General features: G+C 70.5%; 29 protein-coding genes. 11 read left to right on the forward strand and 18 right to left on the reverse strand.

The window, feature by feature from the left end; genetic code table 11:
- Positions 1-222: 222 nt before the first annotated feature.
- Positions 223-660, reverse strand: coding sequence for a DUF2000 family protein (locus OH768_RS23930; protein WP_406456755.1), 438 nt, complete (start codon positions 658-660; stop codon positions 223-225).
- A 49-nt stretch (positions 661-709) separates the two neighbouring features.
- Between OH768_RS23930 and OH768_RS23935 the strand changes: the two genes are divergently transcribed.
- Positions 710-1,534 (forward strand): AraC family transcriptional regulator, encoded by an 825-nt coding sequence (locus OH768_RS23935; protein WP_406456757.1) that lies wholly within the window; start codon positions 710-712, stop codon positions 1,532-1,534.
- A 9-nt stretch (positions 1,535-1,543) separates the two neighbouring features.
- Positions 1,544-2,188 carry a class I SAM-dependent methyltransferase gene (locus OH768_RS23940; protein WP_406456759.1) on the forward strand — a complete coding sequence of 215 codons (645 nt, stop codon included), beginning with the start codon at positions 1,544-1,546 and terminating at the stop codon, positions 2,186-2,188.
- Position 2,189: 1 nt separating this feature from the next.
- Here the strand turns inward: OH768_RS23940 and OH768_RS23945 are convergent, their stop codons facing one another.
- The 4 genes from OH768_RS23945 to OH768_RS23960 all read right to left on the reverse strand — a co-directional run bounded on the left by OH768_RS23945 (position 2,190) and on the right by OH768_RS23960 (position 6,478).
- Complete coding sequence (locus OH768_RS23945) at positions 2,190-3,827, reverse strand: glycosyl hydrolase family 28-related protein (RefSeq protein WP_406456761.1); 1,638 nt, start codon at positions 3,825-3,827, stop codon at positions 2,190-2,192.
- 110 nt (positions 3,828-3,937) lie between these two features.
- Positions 3,938-4,447, reverse strand: a complete 510-nt coding sequence (locus OH768_RS23950; protein WP_406456763.1) for a YbjN domain-containing protein — start codon at positions 4,445-4,447, stop codon at positions 3,938-3,940.
- Positions 4,440-5,777 (reverse strand): D-inositol-3-phosphate glycosyltransferase, encoded by a 1,338-nt coding sequence (gene mshA / locus OH768_RS23955; RefSeq protein WP_406456765.1) that lies wholly within the window; start codon positions 5,775-5,777, stop codon positions 4,440-4,442. Before mshA ends, OH768_RS23950 begins: the two co-directional genes overlap by 8 nt.
- Positions 5,778-5,953: 176 nt before the next feature.
- Positions 5,954-6,478: a hypothetical protein gene (locus OH768_RS23960; protein ID WP_406456767.1), complete on the reverse strand. Its 525-nt coding sequence runs from the start codon at positions 6,476-6,478 to the stop codon at positions 5,954-5,956.
- 131 nt (positions 6,479-6,609) lie between these two features.
- Here OH768_RS23960 and OH768_RS23965 point away from each other — a divergent pair, with 131 nt between their 5' ends.
- From OH768_RS23965 to OH768_RS23975, 3 genes are all read left to right on the forward strand, one after another.
- Positions 6,610-7,422, forward strand: coding sequence for a class I SAM-dependent methyltransferase (locus tag OH768_RS23965; RefSeq protein ID WP_406456769.1), 813 nt, complete (start codon positions 6,610-6,612; stop codon positions 7,420-7,422).
- 242 nt (positions 7,423-7,664) lie between these two features.
- A complete protein-coding gene (locus OH768_RS23970) occupies positions 7,665-8,756 on the forward strand; it encodes an NlpC/P60 family protein (protein WP_406456771.1) in 1,092 nt (363 codons plus the stop codon).
- Between the two features lie 283 nt (positions 8,757-9,039).
- Positions 9,040-10,482 carry a PP2C family protein-serine/threonine phosphatase gene (locus OH768_RS23975; RefSeq protein ID WP_406456773.1) on the forward strand — a complete coding sequence of 481 codons (1,443 nt, stop codon included), beginning with the start codon at positions 9,040-9,042 and terminating at the stop codon, positions 10,480-10,482.
- A gap of 24 nt (positions 10,483-10,506) precedes the next feature.
- Here OH768_RS23975 and OH768_RS23980 read toward each other — a convergent pair whose 3' ends face one another.
- The 3 genes from OH768_RS23980 to OH768_RS23990 form a co-directional block, all read right to left on the reverse strand.
- Positions 10,507-10,842, reverse strand: a complete 336-nt coding sequence (locus OH768_RS23980; protein WP_078532710.1) for a DUF2516 family protein — start codon at positions 10,840-10,842, stop codon at positions 10,507-10,509.
- Between the two features lie 131 nt (positions 10,843-10,973).
- Positions 10,974-11,672, reverse strand: coding sequence for a hypothetical protein (locus OH768_RS23985; RefSeq protein WP_406456775.1), 699 nt, complete (start codon positions 11,670-11,672; stop codon positions 10,974-10,976).
- A 76-nt stretch (positions 11,673-11,748) separates the two neighbouring features.
- Complete coding sequence (locus OH768_RS23990) at positions 11,749-12,195, reverse strand: helix-turn-helix domain-containing protein (RefSeq protein ID WP_388101425.1); 447 nt, start codon at positions 12,193-12,195, stop codon at positions 11,749-11,751.
- Between the two features lie 92 nt (positions 12,196-12,287).
- Here OH768_RS23990 and OH768_RS23995 point away from each other — a divergent pair, with 92 nt between their 5' ends.
- On the forward strand, positions 12,288-13,154 hold the full coding sequence (locus OH768_RS23995; protein WP_406456777.1) for a phosphotransferase enzyme family protein: 867 nt from the start codon (positions 12,288-12,290) through the stop codon (positions 13,152-13,154).
- A 13-nt stretch (positions 13,155-13,167) separates the two neighbouring features.
- Here OH768_RS23995 and OH768_RS24000 read toward each other — a convergent pair whose 3' ends face one another.
- Positions 13,168-14,292, reverse strand: coding sequence for an FAD-dependent oxidoreductase (locus OH768_RS24000; RefSeq protein WP_406456779.1), 1,125 nt, complete (start codon positions 14,290-14,292; stop codon positions 13,168-13,170).
- A gap of 53 nt (positions 14,293-14,345) precedes the next feature.
- On the opposite strand from OH768_RS24000, the gene OH768_RS24005 reads away from it, so the two are divergent.
- Both OH768_RS24005 and OH768_RS24010 read left to right on the forward strand, forming a co-directional pair.
- On the forward strand, positions 14,346-15,038 hold the full coding sequence (locus OH768_RS24005; protein WP_406456781.1) for a TetR/AcrR family transcriptional regulator: 693 nt from the start codon (positions 14,346-14,348) through the stop codon (positions 15,036-15,038).
- A gap of 41 nt (positions 15,039-15,079) precedes the next feature.
- Positions 15,080-15,604, forward strand: a complete 525-nt coding sequence (locus OH768_RS24010; protein ID WP_406456783.1) for an AAA family ATPase — start codon at positions 15,080-15,082, stop codon at positions 15,602-15,604.
- On the opposite strand, the gene OH768_RS24015 is transcribed toward OH768_RS24010, so the two are convergent.
- Positions 15,594-16,181 (reverse strand): DUF6817 domain-containing protein, encoded by a 588-nt coding sequence (locus tag OH768_RS24015; RefSeq protein WP_406456785.1) that lies wholly within the window; start codon positions 16,179-16,181, stop codon positions 15,594-15,596. The two genes, OH768_RS24010 and OH768_RS24015, sit on opposite strands and share 11 nt — an antisense overlap.
- Before the next feature lie 180 nt (positions 16,182-16,361).
- On the opposite strand from OH768_RS24015, the gene OH768_RS24020 reads away from it, so the two are divergent.
- A complete protein-coding gene (locus tag OH768_RS24020; RefSeq protein WP_406456787.1) occupies positions 16,362-17,282 on the forward strand; it encodes a LysR family transcriptional regulator in 921 nt (306 codons plus the stop codon).
- 26 nt (positions 17,283-17,308) lie between these two features.
- Here the strand turns inward: OH768_RS24020 and OH768_RS24025 are convergent, their stop codons facing one another.
- Positions 17,309-17,794 carry a GNAT family N-acetyltransferase gene (locus tag OH768_RS24025; RefSeq protein ID WP_406456789.1) on the reverse strand — a complete coding sequence of 162 codons (486 nt, stop codon included), beginning with the start codon at positions 17,792-17,794 and terminating at the stop codon, positions 17,309-17,311.
- 68 nt (positions 17,795-17,862) lie between these two features.
- Between OH768_RS24025 and OH768_RS24030 the strand changes: the two genes are divergently transcribed.
- Complete coding sequence (locus OH768_RS24030; protein WP_406456791.1) at positions 17,863-18,900, forward strand: aminoglycoside phosphotransferase family protein; 1,038 nt, start codon at positions 17,863-17,865, stop codon at positions 18,898-18,900.
- Positions 18,901-18,908: 8 nt separating this feature from the next.
- On the opposite strand, the gene OH768_RS24035 is transcribed toward OH768_RS24030, so the two are convergent.
- The 5 genes from OH768_RS24035 to OH768_RS24055 all read right to left on the reverse strand — a co-directional run bounded on the left by OH768_RS24035 (position 18,909) and on the right by OH768_RS24055 (position 22,910).
- Positions 18,909-19,409 (reverse strand): HAD domain-containing protein, encoded by a 501-nt coding sequence (locus tag OH768_RS24035; protein WP_406456793.1) that lies wholly within the window; start codon positions 19,407-19,409, stop codon positions 18,909-18,911.
- 18 nt (positions 19,410-19,427) lie between these two features.
- On the reverse strand, positions 19,428-20,051 hold the full coding sequence (locus tag OH768_RS24040) for an RraA family protein (protein WP_406456795.1): 624 nt from the start codon (positions 20,049-20,051) through the stop codon (positions 19,428-19,430).
- On the reverse strand, positions 20,048-21,145 hold the full coding sequence (locus OH768_RS24045; protein WP_406456797.1) for a phosphotransferase: 1,098 nt from the start codon (positions 21,143-21,145) through the stop codon (positions 20,048-20,050). The genes OH768_RS24040 and OH768_RS24045 overlap by 4 nt, the downstream gene beginning before the upstream one ends.
- Positions 21,146-21,297: 152 nt before the next feature.
- Positions 21,298-22,032, reverse strand: a complete 735-nt coding sequence (locus tag OH768_RS24050; protein WP_406456799.1) for an HAD family hydrolase — start codon at positions 22,030-22,032, stop codon at positions 21,298-21,300.
- On the reverse strand, positions 22,032-22,910 hold the full coding sequence (locus OH768_RS24055) for a GntR family transcriptional regulator (protein ID WP_406456801.1): 879 nt from the start codon (positions 22,908-22,910) through the stop codon (positions 22,032-22,034). Before OH768_RS24055 ends, OH768_RS24050 begins: the two co-directional genes overlap by 1 nt.
- Positions 22,911-23,066: 156 nt before the next feature.
- On the opposite strand from OH768_RS24055, the gene OH768_RS24060 reads away from it, so the two are divergent.
- The gene (locus tag OH768_RS24060) at positions 23,067-23,255 is read left to right on the forward strand and encodes a hypothetical protein (RefSeq protein WP_200715320.1); all 189 of its coding nucleotides are present in this window, start codon (positions 23,067-23,069) and stop codon (positions 23,253-23,255) included.
- 40 nt (positions 23,256-23,295) lie between these two features.
- Here the strand turns inward: OH768_RS24060 and OH768_RS24065 are convergent, their stop codons facing one another.
- Together OH768_RS24065 and OH768_RS24070 are read right to left on the reverse strand one after the other, a co-directional pair.
- Positions 23,296-24,204: a winged helix-turn-helix domain-containing protein gene (locus OH768_RS24065; protein WP_406456804.1), complete on the reverse strand. Its 909-nt coding sequence runs from the start codon at positions 24,202-24,204 to the stop codon at positions 23,296-23,298.
- 238 nt (positions 24,205-24,442) lie between these two features.
- A complete protein-coding gene (locus tag OH768_RS24070) occupies positions 24,443-25,702 on the reverse strand; it encodes a GNAT family N-acetyltransferase (protein WP_406456806.1) in 1,260 nt (419 codons plus the stop codon).
- Between the last annotated feature and the right edge of the window lie 136 nt (positions 25,703-25,838).

Below are 25,838 nucleotides of genomic sequence, written 5' to 3' on the forward strand. Positions count from 1 at the left end.
GGGCATCCAGTCCGAACCCGTTCGCGGCGGGGCAGTTGAATGCGGCGGTGACCGAACCGTGTGAGTGTGCACACGAGTTGGGTCCGGGTTCTCTACACGCGGCGGCGCACAGCGGGCTTACAGACAGTGCGGCGGCCGGCTCGAACCGGACAACTCCGCCCCAACGGGCCCCGCCCGCCTCGCGGTTGCGCACACCCTGTGCAGATTCGGTCATGGATGGCGTCACGGATGCATCCGCGCCCCCCTCACCACCTTGTCCACCCCGTTCCGCGGCCCGTACACCGCCAGCCCCACCACATCCAGGTCGGCCGTGGCGACGGCCCGTACCGCCGCCCGGTTGTCCCGGTCGTTGCCGGTGCCGAAGAGGTCGGACGTGAAGACCGCGCGCGGCAGGGCCCGGGACAGGACCCGGCCGTGGGCCGCCACCAGGACCTCCTTCGTGGCCTCGAAGACCATCACCGGCTGCCGGAACATCGGCAGATAACCGACCCCGTCGGCGTCCTCGTACGGCTCCCCGATCACCTCGGGGAGCTGCGTACCCAGGCCGCTGACCAGGAAGGACGTGACGTTCAGCCGCTGCCACGGTTCCAGGTCGTCGCGCAGCAGCACAGCGATCTTCGTGTCGAAGCGGATCGGTTCACCAGCGATGTCAGTGCTCATGCACTGAGACTGCCGACCGCCCCACGCCCCCGTCTTGTACGTTCTTTGCATGGCCCCGCACCACGGCCCCGCCCGCCCCGAGCAGGAAGTCTCCGCGTGGCGGCCCCGCATCCCCGGTGTCGTCGAGGTCTTCCACGCCCACTTCACCGAGTACGCGTACCCGATGCACGTGCACGACGCGTGGACGCTGCTGATCGTGGACGACGGCGCCGTACGGTACGACCTCGACCGGCACGAGCACGGCACCCCGCACGACACGGTGTCGCTGCTCCCGCCGCACGTCCCGCACAACGGCTCCCCCGCCACCCCGCACGGCTTCCGCAAACGCGTCCTCTATCTCGACGGCACGCATCTGCCGGACGACCTGATCGGTTCCGCCGTCGACCGGCCCGACCTCCGCGACCCCCAACTCCGGCTGCGTGTAGGTCAGTTGCACACCGCGCTCGACCACCCCGGCGACGAGCTGGAGGCGGCGAGCCGGCTGACGCTCATCGCCGAACGGCTGCACGCCCACCTACGGCCGTCCGCCCCCGCCCCCACCGAGGACCCCGCCCTCGCCCGCACCCTGCGCGAGCTCCTCGACGAGCGCGTCACCGAGGGCATCGCGCTCGACGAGGCGGCGCGGCTCGTGCATGCCCATCCCGCCCATCTGGTACGGGCGTTCAGCGGGGCGTACGGCATCGCACCGCACCAGTACCTGATGTCCCGCCGCGTCGACCGCGCCCGCCGGCTCCTCCTCGACGGGCGCCCGCCGGGCGAGGTGGCGGCGGCGACCGGCTTCTACGACCAGTCCCATCTCACCCGCCATTTCCGGAAGTTGGTGGGGGTCACGCCGGGACGTTATTCACGCGACAGGGATCAGCACCGCGGTTAGGTTCCCGGAATGGACTGGCACGAGTGGCACGACGCCTACGACTCCCCCGACTCCTACCTCAGCGAGCGCCTCGCCCTCGTCCAGGAACGCGTCCGGTACGCCCTCGACGCCGCCCCGGCGGACCCGCTCACCGCGATCAGCCTCTGCGCCGGACAGGGCCGTGACCTGATCGGCGTACTGGCAGACCATCCGCGCAAAGACGAAGTCCGGGCCCGGCTGGTCGAGTTGGACGAACGCAACGTCGCCGACGCGACCGAGGCCGCCCGGGCCGCGGGCCTCTCCGGGGTCGAAGTCGTCGCCGGGGACGCCTCGTTGACGGATCAGTACGCCGACCTCGCACCCGCCGACCTCGTCCTCCTGTGCGGTGTCCTCGGCAACATCACCGACCCGGACGTCGAACGTCTCCTGGATCACTGCACCCAGCTCTGCCGCACCGGCGGCACGGTGATCTGGACCCGCAACCGCAAGGCCCCGGACCTCGTCCCGCAGATCTGCGCCTGGCTGGAGGAGCGCGGCTTCGAGCGGCTGTGGGTCTCCGACCCCGCGCTCACCGCGTCCGTCGGCGCCCACCGCTTCACCGGCGAGAACCGCCAACTCCCGCCCGGACAGCGCATGTTCGACTTCATCGGCTACGACACCCTGTGGCGCACCTGAGTCACAGCTCCCGCTGCGCCTCGTACAGGTTCCGCGGCCGTACGGCGTCCGTCGTGCCGTAGAGCTCCAGGCGTGAGTGCAGGTCGCCGGTGAAGTCGGGGACGTCGGTCTGGTCGAACTCGGTGACCGTGTTCAGGCCCACCGTGGCGCTGTACGGGGCGAGTTGGTCGATCTTCATCAGGCCCGCGCGGCCGTTGGTGACGCGGATGTTCCAGTGGGTGAAGCGGGCGCCGAAGAGCGGGCCGGCGTTCGCGTCGCCGCCGTGGCGGCCGTTGTTGTTCACCGTGATGTCGGTGCGGACGTTGGCGAAGGGCAAGCCGCGGTGGCTGTCGAAGGTGCCCATGCGCATGTCGCCGCGGGACCAGACGTTGTAGGAGGACAGGCCCTCGACGTTGATGCCGTGGAGCTGGGTGTTGGGCGACGCCGGGACGGTGCGCTCCTCGATCGTGAAGTCCTCGATGAGGTTGTCGTGCGAGCCCTCGCGGCAGAAGTAGGGGTGGTGGGAGCCGCGGCCCGCCACCGTCGTACCGCGCAGGGTGCACGCCGAGGCCGCCACCAGGCCGAAACCGTTGTCCACATGACGGACCGTCACGTCGTCCACCCAGCAGTCGTAGGCGCATTGGAGGACGACCCCGTTGTAGCCCTTGTCGAGGAGGTGCGGCTGCTGCGGGGTCTCGACCGCCTCCAGGGTGAGGCCCTCGACGCCCGAGCCCGTCAACTCCTCTATGTGAGTGGTGAATTGGGGGTTCCACTCGGGGCGGAGGTCGAGGGGCAGTGGGCGTTCGAGAGTCACCCTGCGGCCGTGGACGTGGGCGATGCGGACGGGCCATTCGTAGGGGACGTAGGACAGAAGCTTGGTCTTGTCGTCCCAGTAGTACGCCTCGGGGCCGGGGCCGCCGCCCGCCATGTGCTGGAGGAGGGTGTGGGCGGTGTCGTCGGCGAGGCGGAGCAACACCAGTTCGCCCGGCCTCAGTTGGGAGGCGTCCGCGACCGTCACCGTCCAGGAGCCCTGCCGGGCCGGTTCGACGGTCGTCAACTGCCGCCATTCGTCACGCCTGTTGCCGGTCCAGCCCTCGAAGGGCCAGGCCTTCGCCCTGATCGCGACGACCAGTGAGTCCCAACGGGCGGTCGGGGCAAGCCAGATGAGGCCGCCGGCCCAGGACCAGGACGACTTGTCGCCGCCGTAGCGGGAGCCGTAGACGCCGATGAGTTCGGTGAGGTTCTTGGTGGCGTAGAGCTTTGTACGGTCGCTGCCCGCGCCTCTGACCACGACGTTCGAGTGGCCCACGCGGATCACGTCGTCGATGCGGAAGGTGCCGGGCGGGATGTGGACCGTGCCACCGCCGGCCCGGCCGGCAGCGGCGATGGCACGGTTGATCGCGGGGGCGGAGTCGGTGGTGCCGTCCTCGACGGCGCCGTAGCGGACGACGTCGAACGCCCGGGTGGGGCGGGGGTGGCGCCGGGCGCCCGCGCCGCCGATGTAGGGGATCTGGGGGTGAGTGAAGGGGGTGCGGGTGAACTCCCGCCAGAGGGACGGGACTTCGCCCCTGGGGCCCGTCGGCCCCGGTTTCGGCAGGGGGACCGCCAAAGCCAGCGTGCTTCCGAGCAGGGTTCGTCTGGTGAGACGGGTGTGGCTCATGTACGTACGTCCTCCCACGCGGCTCTTCATGGATGTGAACGTCGTTCAGAAATGTGCTGGCGGCGAGCATGCCATGAAGCCCCGTCGGCGGGGAAGGGGTCGGGGTGCGATCAGTCTGTCGGCCGATGGGTCAGATGGGTGAACGCGTCCAGATTCCGCGTGGACTCCCCGCGCGACACCCGCCACGCGTACTCCTTGCGGATCGCGGAGGAGAAGCCCAGTTCCAGGAGGGTGTTGAAGCTGCCGTCGGCGGCCTCCAGGACCTGGCCGAGGAGGCGGTCGATCTCCGCCTCGGTGACGGCGGACAGCGGGAGGCGGCCGGTGACGTACACGTCACCGAGCTGATCGACGGCGTAACTCACGCCGTACAGCTTGAGGTTGCGCTCCAGTAGCCAGCGGTGGACGCCCGTCTCGTTCTCGTCCGGGTGGCGGACGACGAAGGCGTTGAGCGAGAGGGAGTGGCGGCCGACGAGAAGGGAGACGGTCGTCGACAGCTTGCGGGTGCCCGGGAGTTGGACCACGAACGCGCCCGACTCCGGGCTCTCCCAGTCGAGTTCGGCGCCCTTGAGGAAACCCTCGATGACCTGCGCCGCCCGGTCCTGGTCCGCTTTCTCACCCATGGTGCGAGCGTACGTGACGGCGGTGGGCCTGGGCCGCCGCCGCGTAGACGTCGGCCGTGGCGGCGGCGGCCGTGTCCCAGCCGAAGCACTGCGCGTGCCGGGCGGCGGCCTCGCCCATGCGGGGCGCGAGGTGCGGGTCGTCGGCGAGGGTGCGCAGGACGCGCGCGTAGGCGGTGGGGTCGTGCCCCTGGACCAGGAAGCCGGTCTCCCCGTCGCGCACGGCCACCGGGAGGCCGCCGACCGAGGCCGCGAGCACCGGCGTACCGGCCGCCTGCGCCTCTATGGCGACCAGCCCGAAGGACTCGCTGTACGAGGGCATGACCAGCACGGACGCGGCCCGGAACCAGTCGGCGAGCTGCTCCTGCCCGACCGGCGGCCGGAACCGTACGACATCCGCGATGCCCAGCCGCGCGGCCAGCTTCTGCAGCCCCTCCGGCTTGGCGAGGCCGCTGCCGCTGGGCCCGCCGACGACGGGGACGACGATGTTCGAGCGCAGTTCGGGCCGCTCGTCGAGCAGCACGGCGACGGCGCGCAGGAGTACGTCCGGCGCCTTCAGGGGCTGGATGCGCCCGGCGAAGAGCGGGATCAGGGCGTCCTGGGGCAGCCCGAGGCGGGCGCGGGCCGCCGCTCGGCCGTCCGCAGGGCGGAAGCGTTCGAGGTTCACGCCCGGGTGGACTACGGCGACCTTGGCGGGGTCGGCCGCGTAGTGCCGTACGAGTTCGTCGGCCTCCTCCGCCGTGTTGGCGATGAGGCGGTCGGCGGCGGCGACGATCTGGGTCTCGCCGATGACACGGGCGGCGGGCTCGGGGGTGTCGCCGTCGGCCAGGTTGGCGTTCTTGACCTTCGCCATGGTGTGCATCGCGTGTACAAGGGGCACACCCCAGCGCTGCGCGGCGAGCCAGCCGACGTGGCCGGAGAGCCAGTAGTGCGAGTGGACGAGGTCGTAGTAGCCGGGGCGGTGACCGGCCCACGCCTGCATCACTCCGTGCGTGAACGCGCAGAGCTGGGCGGGGAGTTCCTCCTTGGCGAGACCTTCGTAGGGGCCCGCGTCCACGTGCCGGACGAGGACGCCCGGGGCCAGCTCGACGGTCGGGGGGAGGGCGGCGGTGGTCGCGCGCGTGAAGATCTCCACCTCGATGTTGATCGCGGCGAGGCGCTGCGCGAGCTCCACGATGTAGACGTTCATGCCGCCCGCGTCGCCCGTGCCGGGCTGGTGCAGCGGCGAGGTGTGCACGGAGAGCATGGCGACCCGGCGGGGTTTCCGATGCAGCCGCAGCCGGGCCGACGACGCCTGGGAACGCCGCCCGAGCCTGCTGACGTACTGGCTCACGTGGCGTTCCTCCTCGCTGCGGGCATGCCTGAGGGAGGGTGTGCGGTTCCCTCCAAGGGGGTGCAACGCCGGGGGGCGGGATTCTCATTCCGGCGCATGGGGATTTTGCCTGGACATTACCCCTTGTCGCTCAACCGTTCGAGGTGACGGTGCGTCGGCCGTGCCCGCTCAGCGCATCAGCCCACGGGCGCCGTGGCGAAGGCATGCCAGTACGCGGCCGCGCCGCCGGTCTGCTTGAGCAGCCGGGCCGGCTCGGGCGCGGCAGGCCATATCTGCAGCAGATACCGGTCGTCGGTCGCGGGCTCGTCGTCCTCCCGCACGTTCTTGCTCCGGCCGGCGTCCATGGCGATGGCCGAGTAGCGCACGCGGTAGTCGCGCTCCTCCAGTCCCAGCTCCCACGAGTTCTTCCAGTTCCACTGCCGCAGCTTCGTCTCCTGCGACACAGGCCGGAACGGGACCTCGACGATCTCCTCCCACGTCTCGTCCAGATCGGGCCGACTGTCGTGCAGCTCGGCGGTGAAGTCGACGCCGCCGATGCGCAGACCGGTCAGAAGTAACAGCATCCCCGCCTGCCCGCCCCCGCAGAGCCCGACGCCCTCCTGCCCGGCGAAGGCGTCGTACAGGTCGCATTCGTCCCCGCCGCTCTCCACGAATATCTGGCCGTAGTCAACGTGGACTTCGTCCGTGACGAGCACCTTCATCGGTCCCACCTTCACCTCGGCAACTTGATCTCCGATCCTGCCAGGCGGCACTGACAACGGGACAGGAAGCGACAGCTTCGGCCCATGCCCGGTGCGGCGCCCCTCGTCCCGCGCCGCCTACCCTCGTACATATGACAGCCCGCGCAGCCGCCCGCCCCCTAGGAACAGTCACGCGCGGGACGACCAACCCCAACCGGCTGCGCCGTATGGACCGCTGGATCGTGGCGACGCACGGGGCGGAGCTGCGGCGGGCCGACGAGCCCCTCGCCGTCGATCTCGGGTACGGCGCCGCACCCTGGACAGCAGTGGAACTGCTGCAGCGGCTCCGTTCCGTCGCCCCGCACGCGCGCGTGGTCGGGGTCGAGATCGAACCGGCGCGGGTCACGGCGGCCCGGCCGTACGAGCGGGAGGGGCTGGTGTTCCGGCACGGCGGGTTCGAGATCCCGGTACCGCAGCGGCCGTCGCTGATCCGCGCGGCGAACGTGCTGCGGCAGTACGACGAGGCGCAGGTCGCCGAGGTCTGGGCGCGGCTGTGCGGGCGGCTCGCACCGGCGGGCGGGGGCTCCCGGGGCGGGCTGTTGGTCGAGGGGACGTGTGACGAGATCGGGCGGCGGCACGTGTGGGTCGCGCTCGGTCCTGAGGGGCCGCGGACGGTCACCTTCGCGGCGCGGCTCGGTTCCCTGGAGCGGCCGTCCGACCTCGCCGAACGCCTCCCCAAGGCCCTCATCCACCGCAATGTGCCCGGCGAACCGGTGCACGCCTTCCTCCGCGACTTCGACCGCGCCTGGGCCGCCGCCGCGCCCTACGCCTCCTACGGCGCCCGTCAGCGCTGGATCCGCGCGGTGCGGGACCTCACCGCCGACTGGCCGGTGGTAGACGGTCCGGTGCGGTGGCGGCAGGGCGAAGTGACCGTGGGATGGGGGGCCTTGGCCCCGCTGGGGTGAATCGCGGCGGGCGGGTGAGCGGGTGGCCCGCAGGGGGAACGATCTCCGTCGGCCGTTCGTCACATGGGCGGGGAGATCGCCGCGACAGGTCGTGCCAGGTCACGACAGGTCATGAGCTGGAAGGAAAGGGGAGAAGTACGGGAAGTGCTGCCTCTGTCGTTTTCTGTTCGGGCATGGCACGATCCCCCAGGCGTCCGTAAGTTACTGACGGTCAATCAGATACGGGATGTGGGGGCAGGGGTATGGGAGCGGGCAGGCGAGCCCTGATCACGACGGCCGTCACGGTCGTCTGCGCGGTCACCGTGCTGGCGGCACCCGGTATCGCCTTCGCGAGCCCGTCGCCCACGCCGACCCCTTCGTCTTCGTCGACCGCTACCGCGTCCCCAACCCCCGTAACCAACAAGGACCTTGAGGCCGTACGCACGAAGCTCGACGACCTCTATCACGATGCCGCCGTCGCCACCGACGCCTACAACGCGGCCGAGGAGCAGGCGCAGAAGCAGTCCGCGCAGATCGTCGAGCTGGCCAAGAAGATCGTCAAGGGCCAGGAGAAACTGGACGAGTTGAAGGACCGCGCCGGTGCCGCGGCCCGCTCCCAGTACCGCACGGGCGGGCTCCCGGACGAGGCGCAGCTGATCCTGAGCGACAACCCGCAGGCCTTCCTGGACGGTGCCGGTCGGATACTCCAGGGCCAGCGCGCCACCAAGGGCCTGATCGCCGAACTGACCCGCACCCAGCAGGACTTGAAGCAGTACACCGCCGACGCCTCCACCCAGTGGCAGCAGTTGGAGAAGAACCGCCAGGCGAAGGCCGCCGCCAAGAAGGAGATCACGGCCCGGATCGCGGCGGCCGAGAAGCTGGAGTCCCAACTGGAGAAGCAGGAGAAGGAACGCCTGGCCAAGCTGGAGCAGCAGGCCGCGCTGAAGGCACAGACCGCCTGGCTCGACTCCGGTGTCCTCAAGGAGATCAGCGGCAAGGCGTCCGCCGGGGGCAAGGCGGCGGTGGCGTACGCGACGGCCCAGCTCGGCAAGCCGTACGAGTGGGGTGCGGAGGGCCCGAAGTCGTACGACTGCTCGGGGCTGACCTCACAGGCCTGGGCGAGCGCGGGCGACCCGATCCCGCGCACCTCGCAGGAGCAGTGGAAGCAGCTGCCGCATGTGGACGTCAAGGACATGCGCCCGGGCGACCTGATCATCTACTTCGACGACGCCAGCCATGTCGCGATGTACATCGGGGACGGCGCGATCATCCATGCCCCACGACCGGGGCGTACGGTGACGATCGCGGGGGCCGGCTCGATGCCGATATTGGGCGTTGTGCGACCGGATGCGTGATTCGCCCGTCCGGTAGGCATGGTTGCGACCGGTGACCCTGGCCACGTGACCCAGCACACGCATCACCCGCCCCAAACCCCGGCCCGGCGTGACCTTCGTCATCCCGGCCCCACCGCCGTCCTGCCCAACTGCGGTACGGAACACGGCATATGACTGTGGCCGCCTGCCGGGCGACCTGCCTCACACCATTCCTTTCCGGCGCCCACTACCGCTATGGTCCCGGTCGGTGGGTCGAGGTCCCTCGCCCCACCGCGCCCTCGGGGGGAGGGAAGGAAACAGGACGATGCCCGCACCCATACCGCGGCAGAGAGCGATCCCGGCCGTGGAAAGTGGTCAGGCGCCGGCCGCACCCACGATCGGCGACACCTCGGAAGACACCTCCGGGGCCACCTCCAGCGAGACGCCGGGGAGCGCTTCCGAAGGCATGGAAGCCCCGCGCCCGGAGACCCCGCGCACGCCGGACGCCGTCAACGACGGCACGGCCACCGATGCCGACGCCGCGCACCGCGCCGCCCACGGCACCCACGCCGGTCCCGGCGGTCCTGCCGGTCACCTCACCCTGCTGATGATCGAGGACGACCCCGGCGGCTCGCCGATCGTGCCCGAGCTGGTCGACCCGACCGGCAAGCCGATCCGGGTCCGTACCGCCCGCAACCTCACCGAGGCCGAGCGGCTGCTCACCGACGACGTGCACTGCATCCTGCTCGACCTCGCGCTGCCCGCCCCCGGCCGGGCCGCGGACGGCGCCGACGACGAGCTGGCCGTACTCAAGCACGTGCTGAGGATCGCGCCCCGCCACGCCGTCCTCGCCCTCACCGCGTCCGGCGACACCGAGCGCGGTGCCGAGGCGGTCCGGGTGGGCGCGCAGGACTATCTCTTCCGGGACGAGCTGGACGGCCGGCTGCTGAGCCGCGCGATCCGGTACGCGGTGGAGCGGAAACGTTCCGACAGGGCCGAGCGCAAGCTCACCGAGTCCAAGCTGCGCGCCCAGGAGAACGCCCGCCTCGAACGCGGCCTGCTGCCCACCCCCCTCCTCGACGGCTCCCAGCTGCACTTCGCCGCCCGCTACCGCCCCGGCCGCTCCCGCGCACTGCTCGGCGGCGACTTCTACGACACCGTGCGCACCCCCGACGGCACCGTGCACGCGATGATCGGCGACGTCTGCGGCCACGGCCCCGACGAGGCCGCGCTCGGCGTGGAACTCCGTATCGCCTGGCGCGCGCTCACCCTGGCCGGCCTCTGCGGCGACCAGCTCCTCGGCACGCTGCAACAGGTCCTGGAGCACGAGCGCTCCGACGACGAGATCTTCGCGACGCTCTGCACGGTCGACATCGCCCCCGACGGCCGCCGCGCGGGCCTGTGCCTGGCCGGCCACCCGTCCCCGCTGCTGGCCCGCCCCGGCCGCCCGGCCGAACTCCTCCCCTACGACAACAACGGCCCCGCCCTCGGCCTGCTCCCCGGCGCCCGCTGGCCGCGGATGCAGGTGGAGCTGGGCGCCGAGTGGAGCCTGATGCTCTACACCGACGGTCTGATCGAGGGCCGGATCGGCGAGGGCCGCCGCGAACGGCTCGGCCAGGACGGCATGGTGGCCATGGTCCGCCGCCAGCTCGCGGAGGGCCTGCGCGGCGAGGAACTGCTCCGGGCGGCGGTGAACGAGGTCCGCGACCTCAACGGCGGCGAGCTGACGGACGACGTGGCGGTGGTACTGCTGGACCGGGCGCCGTAACCCCGGCTACCTGGCCGTAGGACTTCAGCGTCCGCCGTTGTACGGGCCGTAGGGGCCGTCGCTGCTGGAGCCGCCTCTGCGGCTGCGGCCGCCGCCGGGGAGGCCGCGGAGGGCCGGGCGGACGTCGACCATGTACACGATCGTCGCGACGAGGCCGATGATCGGCAGGAACGACAGGATGTTGAAGATGAGGTTCACCACGAAGGCGAGCCCGAGGATGATCAGCCAGAACGGCTTCGTCTTCTTGTCCGCCGCGCGATAGGCGTCCTCGCGGCGCGTCGCGGCGTCGACGAGCGCGAAGCCGCTGAACACGATCAGGGCGGTGCTCAACAGCCACATGAACCCTGTGAAGCCCTGCATCAGCACTACGTCCACCACCAGACTCGGCTAGTCATTACGCGGTCACCGTACCCGCAACCGGATTGCCGCTGAAGGAAGAACGGGCCGGGCACTCATCGAGTGCCCGACCCGTTACCGATCACCCGTTCGTGTCACTTCGCGGGCGGCGTGGTCTTCTTCGCGGTGGTCTTGCGGGCCGGGGCCTTCTTGGCCGCGGGCTTCTTCGCCGGGGCGGCGGCGGTCGGGGCCGGAGCGGGGGCCGGAGCGGGGGCCGGAGCGGGCTCCTCGGTCTTCACGACGACCGGCTCGGGGTCGGGCTCGACCGCGACGGCCAGCTCCTCGATCTCGTCGGCGGCCTCGCCGCGCCAGGTCTTCACGGCCTGCTCGCCGTGCTCGGCGACCTTCTCGTACGCCTCACGGGCCTTGACGGCGTACTCGGCGGCGACGCCGACCCCGCGCAGCGCGAAGTCCTGGGCGGACTCGCCGAACTTCTTCAGGTCGGCGTCGAGCGTGCTGCCGAACTTCTTCAGGTCGGCGTCGAGCGTGCTGCCGAACTTCTTGAGGTCGCCGTCGAGGCTGGTGAGGAACTCGTTGACCTTGGTCTGGAGGGTCTCCTGCGCCTCCTTGGCCTTGGCGCTCGCCTCCTTGGCACGGGCGGCGGCCTTCTCCTGCACGGCCTTCGGGTCGGTGCCGCGCACGGCGTCGATCCGGGCCGGGGCCTCGGCACGCAGCTGCTCGACCAGGCCGGGAACCTTCTTGGCCTGCTGGAGGGCGAGGTCGGCGGTGCCGGCGGCGAAGTAGAGCGGGGTGGGGTCGCTCAGGGTCTTGCGCAGGTCATCGGTGATGGCCATGGTGATGGTCCTCCCGGTTGCTATCAGCTGAGGGTTTTGGGTTGCTTCCGCGCTCGGCGGACGGGCCGTGTCGTCATCAACCGGCCGTCTGCTCCCGCGGGTCGGCGTCGCTGCCGTCTGCACCGTCGCTCACGCCGGGACCGTTCTCCACGCCTTCGTCCCCGTCGGCGATCTCGAACCCGTTCTCCTTGCGGAAGGACTCGTAGATCTGAAGCAGCACCTGCTTCTGCCGTTCGGTGAGCGTGGGATCGGCGAGGATGACCGCACGTGTCTCGACCTCGTCCCGGTCCCGCTCGGCGTCGAGGATGCCGGCCCGCACGTACAGCGTCTCGGCGGATATCCGCAGCGCCTTGGCGACCTGCTGCAACACCTCCGCGCTCGGCTTGCGCAGCCCGCGCTCGATCTGGCTCAGATACGGATTGGACACCCCGGCGGCATCGGCGAGCTGCCGCAGGGACAGCTGCGCGGTGCGCCGCTGTTCCCGCAGATACTCACCAAGATTGCCGACGTTGAGCGATGCCATGCCTTCACCATGCACCATCTCTGCTAACTATTGCAAGCACACGCTTGCAAAAGTGCGTCACGCCACTCGCCCATCCGTGCCAGGATGCGCGGATGGAGACGACCGACGTCACGCGAGCGATCGCGGCTGCGACCTCGGCCGCCGTATCGGTCGGCCTGGCGGCCGACGGCGCGGTCGTTCTGCACAACTCGAACAAGCTGGCACTGCGGCTGACGCCGTGCGATGTCTTTGCCCGGGTCGCCCATGTGGGAGAAGAGGTCGCACAGTTCGAGGTCGAGCTCGCTCAGCGGCTCGCCGAAGTCGGCTGCCCGGTGTGTCCCTTGGAGCCCCGGGCGGACCCGCGTGTGTACACGCGCGACGGCTTCGCGGTGACGCTGTGGACCTACTACGAGCCCATGACACCCCACACCGCACCGGTCGACTACGCCAAGGCGCTGGAGCAGTTGCACGCCGGCATGCGCGAGGTCGATGTGCCGAGCCCGAGGTTCACGGACCGGATCACGGAGGCGGAAGAAGTCGTCGCCGACCCGGATCGCTCGCCGGAACTCGCCGACGCGGAACGCGTGTTCCTCGGCGGCAGGCTGGCGAGCCTGCGGCGAGCGATCGACGACCGCGGCGCCGTGGAACAGCTGCTCCACGGCGAGCCACATCCGGGCAATGTGCTCAGCACGACGAACGGCCCGTTGTTCATCGACCTCGAGACGTGCTGCCGCGGACCCGTCGAGTTCGACCTCGCCCATGTTCCCGAGGCGGTCCGGGAGCACTACCCGAACGTCTGCCAAGGGCTGCTGGACGAGTGCCGGCAGGTCGTCCTCGCGATGGTCGCCGCGTGGCGTTGGGAGCTCGGCGACCAGTTTCCGAACGGAAGGCGATTCGGAGAGGAACTCCTGCGCGCACTGCACGACGGTCCGCCTTGGCCGACACTCGACACGCTGAACAGGCGACTGGGCGGCCTGTAGGGACCCTTGGGGGTCACGACGGCTGCACCTCGTCGAAGACCGCGATCGCTTCGGCGGGGTCCGGGCTCACCAGGCGTTCCAGGCCGGCTGTTGTGATCTGCGCCCACTTTCCGGCCCGGGCCCACATCCGTTCCTCGAAGACGCGGACGGTCTCGTCCGGATCCCGGGTACCGGGGGCGGTGGCGATGGACTCGGCGAGTTCGGCGCCGTCCAGCATCGCGAGGTTCGCACCGACTCCGAGTGGGGGCATCAGGTGGGCGGCGTCGCCCAGGAGTGTCACCCCGGGGGCGTGGGGCCAGGTGTGGGAGACGGGGAGGACGTAGAAGGGGCGGTGGGCGAAAGCGGTGCCGCGGCGGAGGAGGTCGAGGACGGGGGCGGACCAGCCGTCGAACAGGGTCAGCAGGCCCGATCGCACAGCTTCGGCGTCGGCCAGGTCCAGGTCCTTGTGCCAGTCCAGCGGTGCGCGGAACTTGCTGTACACCTTCACGTGGCCGCCGCTGTTGCGCTGCGCGACGAGGCTCCGGTTCGCGCCGTACACGGCCACGGAACCCTCGCCGATCAGCCGGGCGAGGTCGGGGTGGCGGGCGTCGACGTCGTCGAGGGAGGTCTCCAGCGAGGTGACGCCGGTGTAGTGCGGCGTCACCGGCGAGAGGGCCGGGCGGACCCGGGACCAGGCGCCGTCCGCGCCGACCACGAGGTCATACGTCTCCTGTAGCCCGTCCGCGAAATCGACGAGTACGCCGTCCTGGCCCCCGGGCACCACCCGCGTCACGCCCCGCCCCCACCGGACGTCGAGCGGGCCGAGCAGCAGGTCACGGAGTTGCCCGCGGTCGATCTCGGGATTGGCCAGGTCGTCCGGGCGGGGCCGCCAGTCGCGCAGGACGGTCCCGTCCGGGGCCAGGATGCGCATGGCCTGTCCCTCGGGACGCGAGAGCGCCTGGAACTCCGCCAGTAACCCCGCCTTCTCCAGTGCGAGTTGGCCCAGCCTTTCGTGCAGGTCCAGCGTGCCGCCCGGGGGACGGGCGTCGGGGGCGGGATCGCGTTCGAGGACGGTGACGGGGTGGCCGTAGCGGTGCAGTACTCGGGCGAAGGTGAGGCCGGCGGGGCCGCTCCCGATCACGGCGATGCGATGTCTCATGCCGATACACTGTATTGACTCATGGCGATGTATCGCAACAGTACGATGCGTCCATGACTGTGTGGGACCGTCCGGAGCCGCCGACCCGACCCGTGCCGCTCGACCGGGAGCGGATCGTCGCCGCCGCCGTCGCGCTGGCTGACGAGGGCGGGCTGGAGGCGGTGTCGTTGCGCAAGGTCGCCGCCCGGCTGAACGCCGGCCCGATGCGGCTGTACGGCTTCATCTCCACCAAGGAGGAACTGTTCGACCTCATGGTGGACGAGGTCCAGGCCGAGATCCTCCCCGAGGAGCGGCCCGGTGACTGGCGGGAGTCGCTGCGCGTCCTCGCCCACCGCACCAGGCGGGCCGCCCTCCGCCACGAATGGCTGGCCGACCTGCTCGGCGGCCGTCCGAGCCTGGGCCCGAACGGCCTCGCCGTGACCGAGGCCACGCTGGCCGCCCTCGACGGTCTCGCCGACATCGACACCGTCATGCGCGCCGTGGAGACCGTCAGCGCCTACTTCACCGGCGCGATCAGACGCGAGATCGCGAACCTGCGGGCCGAGCGCGCCACGGGCCTGTCCAAACGCGACTGGCAGCGCGCCTCCGGCCCGCACGTGACGAGAATGCTGGCCACGGGCCGCTTCCCCACGCTGGCCAAGGCCGTGCACGACGGCACGGACGTGGACGCCGAGACCTCCTTCGCGACCGGCCTGGACTGGGTCCTCGACGCGGTGGCCGCCAGACTCACCCAGCGGCCTACGTGACCGGCGGACCGGCTGTCCCGCTCCCCGCTAGCGTCGAGCCCATGATCGTATGGCTCAACGGCACCCATGGCTCGGGCAAGACGACGACGAGTCCGCTCGTGCAGCAACTCATCCCGGATTCACGGGTGTTCGACGCCGAGAAGGTCGGCGAGACGCTCATGGACATCTCGCCGGGGCTGCCCGCGACGGACAACTTCCAGCACTGGCCGCCCTGGCGGCAGCTCGTCGTGGAGACCGCCCGGCGCGTACTCGAATACACCGGCGGCACCTTGGTCGTTCCGATGACCGTCCTGGTCGAGCAGTACTGGCGCGAGATCAGCGCGGGCCTGGCCCAACACGCCATTCCGGTACGGCACTTCGTCCTCCACGCCGACCAGGAAACTCTTCGCGGCCGCATCGCGGGCGACACCGTCCTCGGCCCCGACTCCCCGTTCCGGCTCCGCTACCTCGAGCCCTACGCCGAGGCGGCCCGCACCTGGCTGCACCGCGAGGCGCACGTCGTCGACACCACCCACCTCACGCCCGCCCAGGCCGCCCTGCGGATCGCGGAGTCCGTCACGGCGTGAGGTTCATCTGGCAGTCCGCCCGGGCGGGATGGCTCAGCAGGGGCTTGAACCGGGTGAAGAGGGCGAGGAGTTGAGGTCCCCAGCGCTCGCGGAAGGCGAAGTCGTGGCGGGCCAGGTCGAGTTCGTTGGCGACGGTGAGTTCGGCGAGGTCCCGGCGGAGTTGCGGACCAGGCGTGTGGAGAGCGCCGGTGAAACGGTCCCGGAAGACCCCGTCGGCCTCCGCGAGCCCGGGATAGGTGGCCTTCCTGTCGCACGCCCCGTAGAGATACACGATCCCTTCCGCCTCCGCGCCGATCACCTCGGCGAGTTCGGCGCGGCCCGTGTCCACCGGCAACAAGGCGGTGCGGAAACCGTCGGTGCCGTAGCAGGCGTGGCACAGGCCCGCGAGTTGGAGGGCCGGGCGGGCGCCCCACGCGGCGAGGCGGTCCCGGACGCGTTGGAGGTGGGCGACGAGAGTGCCGCCAGGGTGCGCGATGTCCGCGGCGCCGAGCCGGAGCAGCAGCGCTACGGCCCGGTCGGCACCGGCCGTGTCAACAGCACGGGGGGAGTGACCGGTTGACGTAGGAGAGTCGGACACGACCCGGCGTCCTTCCGTCGTTCTTCGGAGGTCGGCACCCGTCCGTGTCTTCGCCCTGGTCCGGACCCGGCGAAGGCGTCGGACGGGTTGCCGCCTGGGCCCTGCACTGAGGATGGTCGAGTCCGCGACCCCGGTCAATCCTATGGATTTCCGCCAACACCCAAGCTGTAGCTTGGAGTTGTGACTCTGGAGGATCTGCGTGTCTTCGTGGCCGTGTGCCGGGCGGGAAGTCTCAGCGCCGTCGCCCGCGAACTGGGCCGCACCCAGTCGGCGGTGAGCCAGCATGTGAAGCGGCTGGAGCGGGAGGCCGGCATGAGCCTTCTGGAGCGCCGGCCGCGAGGTGTCGTACCCACTCAGGCGGGGCTGCTGCTGTGCGAGGCCGCCTCGGAGAGTGTGGCCGGGCTGGAGCTGGCCATGCGGCGGCTCGGGGATCTCGTCAACGGCGACAGCGGCTCGGTGCGGGTCACGACGGGCGGGACCACCGTGCGGCACTTCATGTCGGAGGCGGTCGTCGCCTTCCGGCAGCGCTATCCGAGGGTGGGTCTTGAGTTCCGGACGGAGACCTCCAGCCGCAACTGCTTCGAGGCTCTCGCGGCCGGCCACCTGGACCTCGCGTGGGTCACGATCGACGGGCCGGTGCGCGGCATCGAGCAGCGTCCCGTCGTAGACCTGTCCTGGGTGCTGGCCGTCCGCGCCGACGATCCGCTCGCGGCCAGGTCCCGCGTCGACGCCGCCGAACTCGGCGGCATCAGCCTCATCCGCCTGCCCCCGAACTCCACCTCGGGCGCCCGTCTCGACGCCGCGTTCGCCGAACTCGGCGTCCGGAGCAGCTCCGACACCGGTGTCGCCGACTGGGACACCGCCCTTCTGCTGGCCGAACTCGGCCTCGGTCACGCCGTCGTCCCCCTCCTGCCCGGCTGGGAGGTACCCGGTACCGGCCCGCTCCGCCTCGTCCCCCTCCCCGGTCTGCCCCCGCTCCCGGTCGGCTGGGCCGTCCGCCGCTGGGACGCCCTCACCCCGCTCGCCCGCGCCTTCGCCGACACGGTCGCCCGCAGCTGCACGGAGAGGGCCAGGGGCAGCGACACGGGAGAGGGATCGTGACAGGGCGGACGCCCGCCCCCCAGCCGTCAGGGCAGCTGTCGGAGCCGAGGCCGGCCGGGCGCCTCCCGCACCATGAACACGTCCACCGGATCCTCGTAGTCCCCGGTCTCCACGGTGAACCCGTGCCGCGCGTACAGCCGCCGGGCCGGGCTCCCCCGCAGCACATTCAGCCGCACGAAGGGGACACCGTCACGGTCGCACCCGTCCAACAGCTCGCCGAGCACACCGGACCCGATCCCGCCGCCCTGGAACCCCGGCGCGAGATAGAAATGCTCCAGCCAGTGGCAGCGGGCGTCCGCGTCCGGCCGTAGCGCCACGCAGCCGGCGAACGCGCCGCCCACCTCGATCACCCAGGTGTGCCCCGGCTCGAACCCGTCCCGCAGCCGCTGCCGCACGCGCCGGGCGTCGTAGCGCCCGAGCCGTTCCAGATCCGCCCGCATCACGACCGCACGCAGCTCGGCCACCGTCTCGACGTCCGCCCGCGCCGCAGGCCGTATCCCCCAGTCCGCCATGATCACCACGGTAGCGCGGGCCGGTAAATCGTTGGAGCGCCCGTCGGCCCGGATGCTGGAATGACGCGATGCACGAGGACGACACGTCGCAGGTCATCGACCGCGGACAGCACGAGAACGCCAAGACGCCCTGGGATCAGGAGACTTGGCGGAACGCGGCCCTCGGCTGGGCCCGGCGCGAACTCGCGGCGCGGGGGCTGCGCGAGGCGGGGCGGCAGGGTGTGCGGCTGCGGCCCTGGTCCGTGCTGGTCCGAATCCCCGTCGAGGGCCCGGGCGCCTCCACCGCCCGAACTGCCGTATGGCTGAAGGCAAATCCTCCCGCCAGCGCCTTCGAGGCGCCGCTCACCGCCGCGCTGGCCCGCTGGGTCCCGGAGTACGTCCTGGAACCCCTCGCCGTCGACGCCGACCGCGGCTGGTCCCTGCTCCCCCACGGCGGCGAACTCTTCTGGCAGGTCCTCGACCGCACCCCCGCCGACCCCCGCGCCTGGGAGGAACCGCTCCGCCAGTACGCGACCATGCAGCGCGCCCTGATCCCGCACACCAAGGACCTCGAACAACTCGGCGTCCCCAGCGCCCGGGCGACGGCCCTCCCCGAAGTCTTCGACCGGGTGGTGCAGTTCATCGAGACCACCACCGAACCGGACATCGCCCCCGCCCAACTGCATGCCCTACGGCCGCTGCTGCTCGAACTGTGCGCCGAACTGGCCGAGTTGGGCATCCCGGACTCGCTCGACCACTCCGACCTGCACGACGGCCAGCTCTTCCACCCGGCCCCCGGCCGCTACACCTTCTTCGACTGGGGTGACGCCGCCGTCTCGCACCCCTTCTGCAGTTTCCTGGTCCCGGCCGGGCGAGTCCGCAAACGGTACGGCCCCGAGGCACTGCCCCGGCTGCGGGACGCCTACCTGGAGCCCTGGGCGGGAAACGGCCGCACCACCACGGAACTCCGCCGCGCCCTGACCCTCGCGACCCGCCTCGGCGTCATCGGACGCGCGGCATCCTGGAACCGCCACTTCCCCGGCGCCTCCGCGGCGACCCGCACGGCGGGTGCGACGGAGAGCGGCAAGTCACTGCTGAAGCTGTCGCCGGACGAGCCGCTGTTCTAGAAACCCCGTCACCGATTGGCCGCCAACCACGCCTCCATCGCCGCGAGATCGGCGTCCGTGATCCCGTACCGATGGTCGACGCGCTGCAGCAGGGCCCGTTCGGGGTGGTGGGCGCTCACCCAGTCGCGGTCGGCGGGGCCGATCTCGTCGTCCACCCACACGAAGGGGCGCCCGGCGGCCCAGGCGACCAGCGGCCGGGTCTTCCAGTGCAGCCGGCCGCCCGTGCCGTCCCCGACCCCGTCCTCGGCCGGGTCGGGCCAGTCCACCAGTGGCAGTTGGGGCAGACCGAGCCAGGGCGCGACGCACACATTCGCGTCGTCCATCCAGGTCGTCGCCCAGACCAGTTCGCACCGCAAGGCCGCGAGCCGTGGCCCGAGCGAGGGGTCGATGCGGGTCAGCAGCGGAGGGGCGTCGGACGCGGGCGGCGCGAAGCCGGAGTCGTACACCGGGTACGGCCGGGACGCGCCGAACGGCAGCAACGTCCCGTCGACATCGAGGAAGAGAAGCATCAGAAGACCCCTCTCACATCACCCCTCGAAGCCGCCCGCGCGCAACAGCTCGTCGACTCGCGCCCGATGCGCCTTCTCCCAGTCGTCGAGGGTCTCGGCGGACTCCTTCTCCAGACGGGCCCGTGCCCCGGTGAGGATCTCCGCCCGGCGTGCGGCCGGTACGACGACAACCCCCTCCTCGTCGGCCACCACGATGTCCCCGGCGTCGACGGCGGCTCCCCCGCAGCGCACGCGCTCGTTCAACGGCAGTACGGCCTTCTTGCCGCCCGGGATCGGGATGACACCGCGGGCGAAGACGGGGAAGCCCGCCGCCCGTACCTCGCCAAGGTCACGGATCACCCCGTCGACGACGAAGCCGGCGATGCCTCGCCGCTGGGCGATGGCGCAGACGTTCCCGCCGGCGAGGGCGTAGTCCAGGTCGCCCGACTCCACCACGACGATCGAGTCCGGCTCGGCGCGGTAGATGGCCGCGTGCAGCATGAGGTTGTCGCCGGGCGGGCACCGCACGGTGAAGGCCGGCCCGGCGAGACGCGGCAGCGGACCCCACAGGGGCCGGATGCCGATGTCCATGACCCGCTCGCGGCCGAGCAGTTCGGCGAGAGTGGTGGTGGGGATGTCCTCGAAGTCGGTGGCATCAGTCATGCCCCGGACGCTACCGCTCCGTCCATGACAGCCGGGTCGGCCTTGTTGACCCAGCGCGCGAGTGCCGCGGCAAGCCGGGGCCTGCTCGGAATCTCGGCCAGGCCCAAGGGGCCCGCCGCGGCCGTCATGATCGCCTGCAGTTTCCGTACCGCCGACGGGAGCCGGGCCCATTTGACGTTCGGTCCGTCGCGCAGGGACAGCGACAGCCGGATGACGTCGGTGAACACCGACTGCGCTCGCTTGAAGGCGAGGATGCGGTCCAGGTCCTCCGCCCAGCCCCGCGCACTGCTGGGCCGTACTCCACGGACGGATCGCGCCCAGTCCTCGGCCATCCGGCGTTCCTGGTCCGCCGGGTAGGACATCAGGTAGAGGTGGGTGGCGAGGTCGTAGAGCGGGTCTCCCAGCATCGCCAACTCCCAGTCGATGGACCAGAGTTGGTTGAGCGGGTCGAGGACGAAGTTCTCCCGGTGCAGGTCCGCGTGGAGCAGGCAGAAGTCACGCCGGGTCAGGCCGGAAACGTTCTTTCTGAGCTGGACGAACGCATCGAGGTGGAGGCCGAGTTCCGTGAAGAGCCGCCCGAAGTCCGGGGAGTTCTTCTCGTAGACCTGTTCTTCCACGAAGACGACGAGGCGTTCCAGGAAGCCGTCGCAGTCGCCGTCGTCCGCGCGGTCCTTGGCCTCGCAGCTGCGCTCCACCTCAAGGGTGTCGGGTGTGACGTGCGCCAACTCCCGGAACAGGTCGACGATCTGGCCGTGGACCCCCTCCGGGATCCGCCGGTCGCCCCACGGGCGGGACTTGAGGGTGCGGCCCTCGATGAAGACCTGCAGTGCCATGCCCTCCACGTCGTGGATGACGGGGATACGGCTGATCCGGCCGTCCAGTTCGCGGAGCAGGGCCTCTTCCGACCGGAAGCACCTGCGGTCGAACCACAGGATCCGTTCGCGCGGTTCGCGGAGCTTCACGATCCGCGTCTCGCCCGGCATGGCCAGCACATACGTCTCGTGGTGGTAGCCCTTGAGGGGCCCGGTCACCACACCGCTTTCGCCGACCAGTTCGTCGGCGCGCTGCCGAACACCGGTGAGTTGGGGTGTCATTCGCTGCGTTCAGCCCGTTCCGGTTGAGCCGATGAGTAAGGGATGAGGCACGTTACTCCAGAGGCGTCAAGCAACGCCGGAGAACCCGCCCATTGAACCGCCGCGAGCCACGAGACGCTCGTCCGACCGAGGTCAGCGGCGCGACTGTGCCGCTACACCCGCCGTACCAAGTCGAGTAGCGGCCGCAACGAACCCACCACGGCGTCGGCGCCCGCCCGGCGCAGCAACGTTTCCTTGAATTCGTTACGCGCGTAGCCGAGGAACGGGATGCCCGCCCTGCGGGCCGCTTCGAAGTCCGAGGGGGTGTCGCCGATCATCAGGGCGTCGGCGGGGGCGGCGCCCATCGCGCGCAGGGCGCGGTTCAGGCAGTGGGGGTTCGGCTTCAGGAGGTCGAGGTCGTTGGTGCGGCCGTAGACGTGCGGGGTGAAGCACTCCAGGAGGCCCCGGCCGTGGAGGTATTCCGTCACCGTGCGCGGGGAGTTGTTGGTGGCGACGGCGAGATGGATGCCGACGGCGTTCCAGGTGCGTATCAGCGGGTCCGCATACGGGGTGGGGTACGCCGAGTCGACGGCCTTGAGTTCGTGCTGGGTGAGCAACTCCTCCAGTTCGTCGACCAGATCGCTGCGCGGGTGCCGCTTGTTGACCGCGTTCAGGACGACGTGCGGATCGGGGTGCACCCGCTCACTCTCCGTCAGCAGTTCCTTCAGCCCCTGCCGTTCCAGCCAGGACACCAGGTCCTTCGCCACGCCCTCCGCCGAGAGTCCCGCGAACAGCCGGCAGATCGGGCCGTCGAAGTCGAAAAGGACGAAGCGAGCGCCGGTGATCAATTCTCGTACGTTGCCTGTCTCTTCTGTCACCGGAACAGTCTGCGCCGTATCAGGAGTCACTAGGAGAGTGTCAGGTCCGTCGTGATGGTTTCCCAGAGGGCGTCGAACCACTTCTGCGATTCCTCCACGAACGCGGCGTCGCGCTGACCGGCCTGGTTGAGGAAGGCGAACAGGACGGACTGGGAGCCGACGGCGTCGTACATCTCCAGGGTCTGGCTCTTGTACTCCTCCTCCCGCTCGTTGAGGACGTAGTAACCGAGCAGCGCCTCCTCGCCGTTGAGCAGGTAGAGCTTGATCGGCGGGGTGAAGGGCAGGGCGCGGAAGGTGACGTGGACGTCGATGCCGTGGGTGGCTCTCAGGGCCATCAGGTTGTGCTGGAGGACCTGGGCCTGGGCGTTGCGCATGGTCAGCCAGCGCTGGTGGACCGGGTCGTCGTCGCCGCGGCCCTCGACCGGGACGGGGAAGGCCAGGGCGATGTCCCGGGAGGGCAGCAGCACCCGGACGTCGATCGAGGTGGGGCGGACCTGGCCCCCGTGGATCAGCCGGACCGATTCGCTCACCGCCAGCATGAGGCTCTCGGCGGTCAGGCAGGCCGCATCGATCTTGACGTGGGGCTCAGCGAACGCGTCGGACAGGCGGGGCGCCAGCGCCACCATGGTCGGCTGGGGCCCGTCAGGCCCGGGCGCCTGTTCCGCGATCGTGGGCGGACTCCCCTTGCTGACGTTGGTGAGCAGTCCGGCCTCCTGAAGGACCCGCAGCGCCTGTCGTACGGCTCCCCGCTCCACGCCGAACTCCTCCGCCAGGGCGGTCTGGGTGGGCAGGCGGTCTCCCGCCTTGAGGTCACCGGCACGGATACGGTCCCGTAGGGCGTCGGCGATCTCCTGGGGCGAGAAGCTTCTGCTGCCGTTCACTGCCACGTTCTCCTGGGTCACGACCAAACGGTATAACTCTGCCCCATCTAAGGGGAGTTGTTTGGAACTTGATTGCGAGTAGGTGTGAGTAGGTACCAAACGGGAACAACTTAAGCAGAGTTGGCTGCCAACTTATCCAAGTTGGTGGAAGTTTTGCTTCCGCAGCCCGAAGGGGGAACCACCGTGCCTGCCATCGCCCTCCTGTCCGCCGTCTTCGTCGTCGGCTTCGAACAGATCGTCCAGTGGAAGTTCGGCGCCACCGGCATCATCGGCCTGCTCCTGATCTCCATCGGCATCAAGGCCAAGAGTCCGGCCATCAGTTCCATCGGGGCCGTCGTCCTGGCCCTGCTGTTCACCGGACCCGCCCTGTGATCCGTAAACCGCCCTCCGGATCAGCCACCGCGGGAGGCGATCAGCTCGTCAGCCTCAGCTCCGAACTGATCGTCTCCCACAGTGCGTTGAACCACAGCTGGGACTGTTCCACGAACGTCGTGTCCCGCAGCCCCGCGCCCTGCTCGAACGCGAAGAGCATCGACTGGGTGCCCTCGGCGTCGTACATCTCCACCTGCTCCTGACCGATCTCCTCCTCGCGCTGGCTCAGCGTGTAGTACGCGAAGAGCGCCTCCGAGCCGTTGAGCAGGTACAGCTTCACCGGAGGCGTGAACGGCAGCGCGCGGAACGTGATGTGTACGTCGATGCCGTGCGTCGCGCGCAGGGCCAGCAGGTTGTGGCTCAACACCTGGCCCTGCGCGTTGCGTTGGGCCAGCCAGCGCCGCTGCGGCCGGCTGTCCTCCGGGGAGTCCACCAGTGATGGGAACGCGAGTTCGATGTCACTGCTCGGCAGCAGCACCCGCACATCGACCTTGGCCGGATTCAGCTCCCCGGCGTGGATCTGGCGCAGCGGCTCGCCGATGGCCAGCGTGAGCGAGACCGCCGTCAGACACAGCGCCTCGATCTCCACGTGCGGCTGCGCGAAGGCCTCCGCGATGCGCGGGGCCAGGCCCACCATCGTGGGCTGCGGCGGGGCTCCGGGGCCGGTCAGGGCCGGTCCGAGGGCGGGGGCGACGGTCGCCGGGCTCCCCTTGGACACATTGGTGAGCAGTCGCTCGGACTGCAGGATGCGCAGCGCCTGCCGCACGGCCCCGCGCTCGACGCCGAACTCGTCCGCCAGCTTGGCCTGGGTGGGCATGCGCTGGCCGGGCCGCAGGACACCGGACCTGATCCTGGTGCGCAGCTCGTCGGCCAGTTCGTGGTGTGACCACTGTGGCCGTGGTGACCTCAACCGTCCATTGACGGTGGCGTATTCGGGCTCCACGACCAAACCCTACAACTTCTCGCCATCTTTAGGCAGTTCATGGAAAGGTGGTTATGAGACGCATCCAAGAGGAGATAACTAGAGAAGAGTTGGTTACCAACTTAGGTAACTTGGCCGACCGGACCTCTCTCCTGGAGGGGAGCCGAGAGCCCGGTCGGCCGGCTCGACCGCACGACAACCACAACTGAACAGCTACGGATGAGTCCACCCACCCGCCGCCAACCGGCCGCACAGCAAGGAGCGTTCAGAAGATGTCCGGGCACCAAGGCCGCCTGGACGTACGCAGCAGGGCGTCGGCCACTCGGGCGGCGCCCGCTCGTTCTTCCCGCACCCGCCCCAGCGCCGCGAGCCGCGGCACCGACACGTCACCGAGCCACAGCGCCCCCAGCTCCCGGACGTCCAGCGTGAGTTCCGCGCTCTCCGTGGTCGGCGCACAGGACGCCCCCTGCGCCGAGGCCGTCAACCGGTAGCGCCCGCCCGCCAGTCCGGCCCCGTCGGTCACCTCGAAGACCAACGTCCCCTCCCCCTCGTACGACCGCGCCTCCATGGCCCGTACGACATCCAGGATCCGCACCCACAGCCAGTCCGCCTGGGTCGTGATCGTGGCCGCGCGCGGGTCCGGCAGGAAGTGGGGCAGCAGGTCGTCGGGGGAACGCCAGCCCGACTTCACCTTCGTCACCCAGTCCAGCGAGCAGACGTGCTGCCACAGGGCGCGTTCGGCGGCCGGGGTGGTCGCGATCAGCCCCTTCACCGTGGCCGTGTCGCCCGGCTGCTTGGCGTCGGTCCAGGTGTCGTCGCAGTAGTACGCGGCCAGGCCCGCCACCTCGCCGCCCGCCGCGCGGTAGACGGCGTGGAACGGCTCGGTCCACGACACCCGCCCCGGCTGCACGGCACCCGTGGTGACCTGCCACCAGCGGTCGTCCCGGTTGATCGCGCCCGGCTGGAGGCGGCGCAGCCGCTCGTGGAGTTCGGGGCCGAGCTTGCGTACGTCCTCGGCGTCCACCAGGTCGATACGGGCGCCGTCCTCCGGAGCCGACCAGCGGGGGTCCAGGCCGGTGCGCTGGACATCGATGTCCCACTGGGTCGCCGACGTGGCGGGGCCGAAGCCGTAGCGGCCGTAGATCCGGTACTCGGCGGCGATGAGTGTCGCTACGACGTCGCCGCGCTCCTTCGCCGCGGCGAGGTCCTGGGTCATCATCCGGGTGAGCAGGCCTCGGCGGCGGTGGGTGGCCGTGACGGTGACGTTCGTGATGGCGTTGGCGGGGACGAGCGCGCCGCCCACGGCCGTGATCTCCTGCGGGAACGAACGGAAGGTCGCGACGCAGCGGCCGTTGTCGAAGGCGCCGAGGGTGCGGGGCGGGTCGATGTAGCTGCTGCGGTCGGTGAGTTCCGTCTCGTGGACGGTGGGTGTGCGCAGGAAACCGGTGTTCAGGGCGCGGATCCAGTCGGGGATCTCGGGCTCGGTGACGGGGCGGACGGCGAGGTCGTGTGCGGGGCTGGTCATGGGGTCACGGTAGGTCGGTGGAGGTTGGTGTTGCGGGATTTTTTTCGCCCCCGCCGCCCCTGCCCGTCCCGTCACCACGGGCTGCCGCCCCTTCGACCCCGCCTGGGGGCTGCGCCCCCAGACCCCCATCGGCCCT

The sequence above is a fragment of the Streptomyces sp. NBC_01622 genome, assembly GCF_045209635.1.
In the GTDB taxonomy this organism is placed as follows: Bacteria; Actinomycetota; Actinomycetes; order Streptomycetales; family Streptomycetaceae; genus Streptomyces.

Coding starts and splice junctions, on each gene's coding strand:
- OH768_RS23930 (WP_406456755.1), bottom strand. CDS start 660: ATGAGCACTGACATCGCTGGTGAACCGATCCGCTTCGACACGAAGATC.
- OH768_RS23935 (WP_406456757.1), top strand. CDS start 710: ATGGCCCCGCACCACGGCCCCGCCCGCCCCGAGCAGGAAGTCTCCGCG.
- OH768_RS23940 (WP_406456759.1), top strand. CDS start 1,544: ATGGACTGGCACGAGTGGCACGACGCCTACGACTCCCCCGACTCCTAC.
- OH768_RS23945 (WP_406456761.1), bottom strand. CDS start 3,827: ATGAGCCACACCCGTCTCACCAGACGAACCCTGCTCGGAAGCACGCTG.
- OH768_RS23950 (WP_406456763.1), bottom strand. CDS start 4,447: ATGGGTGAGAAAGCGGACCAGGACCGGGCGGCGCAGGTCATCGAGGGT.
- OH768_RS23960 (WP_406456767.1), bottom strand. CDS start 6,478: ATGAAGGTGCTCGTCACGGACGAAGTCCACGTTGACTACGGCCAGATA.
- OH768_RS23965 (WP_406456769.1), top strand. CDS start 6,610: ATGACAGCCCGCGCAGCCGCCCGCCCCCTAGGAACAGTCACGCGCGGG.
- OH768_RS23970 (WP_406456771.1), top strand. CDS start 7,665: ATGGGAGCGGGCAGGCGAGCCCTGATCACGACGGCCGTCACGGTCGTC.
- OH768_RS23975 (WP_406456773.1), top strand. CDS start 9,040: ATGCCCGCACCCATACCGCGGCAGAGAGCGATCCCGGCCGTGGAAAGT.
- OH768_RS23980 (WP_078532710.1), bottom strand. CDS start 10,842: ATGCAGGGCTTCACAGGGTTCATGTGGCTGTTGAGCACCGCCCTGATC.
- OH768_RS23985 (WP_406456775.1), bottom strand. CDS start 11,672: ATGGCCATCACCGATGACCTGCGCAAGACCCTGAGCGACCCCACCCCG.
- OH768_RS23990 (WP_388101425.1), bottom strand. CDS start 12,195: ATGGCATCGCTCAACGTCGGCAATCTTGGTGAGTATCTGCGGGAACAG.
- OH768_RS23995 (WP_406456777.1), top strand. CDS start 12,288: ATGGAGACGACCGACGTCACGCGAGCGATCGCGGCTGCGACCTCGGCC.
- OH768_RS24000 (WP_406456779.1), bottom strand. CDS start 14,292: ATGAGACATCGCATCGCCGTGATCGGGAGCGGCCCCGCCGGCCTCACC.
- OH768_RS24005 (WP_406456781.1), top strand. CDS start 14,346: ATGACTGTGTGGGACCGTCCGGAGCCGCCGACCCGACCCGTGCCGCTC.
- OH768_RS24010 (WP_406456783.1), top strand. CDS start 15,080: ATGATCGTATGGCTCAACGGCACCCATGGCTCGGGCAAGACGACGACG.
- OH768_RS24025 (WP_406456789.1), bottom strand. CDS start 17,794: ATGGCGGACTGGGGGATACGGCCTGCGGCGCGGGCGGACGTCGAGACG.
- OH768_RS24030 (WP_406456791.1), top strand. CDS start 17,863: ATGCACGAGGACGACACGTCGCAGGTCATCGACCGCGGACAGCACGAG.
- OH768_RS24035 (WP_406456793.1), bottom strand. CDS start 19,409: ATGCTTCTCTTCCTCGATGTCGACGGGACGTTGCTGCCGTTCGGCGCG.
- OH768_RS24040 (WP_406456795.1), bottom strand. CDS start 20,051: ATGACTGATGCCACCGACTTCGAGGACATCCCCACCACCACTCTCGCC.
- OH768_RS24045 (WP_406456797.1), bottom strand. CDS start 21,145: ATGACACCCCAACTCACCGGTGTTCGGCAGCGCGCCGACGAACTGGTC.
- OH768_RS24070 (WP_406456806.1), bottom strand. CDS start 25,702: ATGACCAGCCCCGCACACGACCTCGCCGTCCGCCCCGTCACCGAGCCC.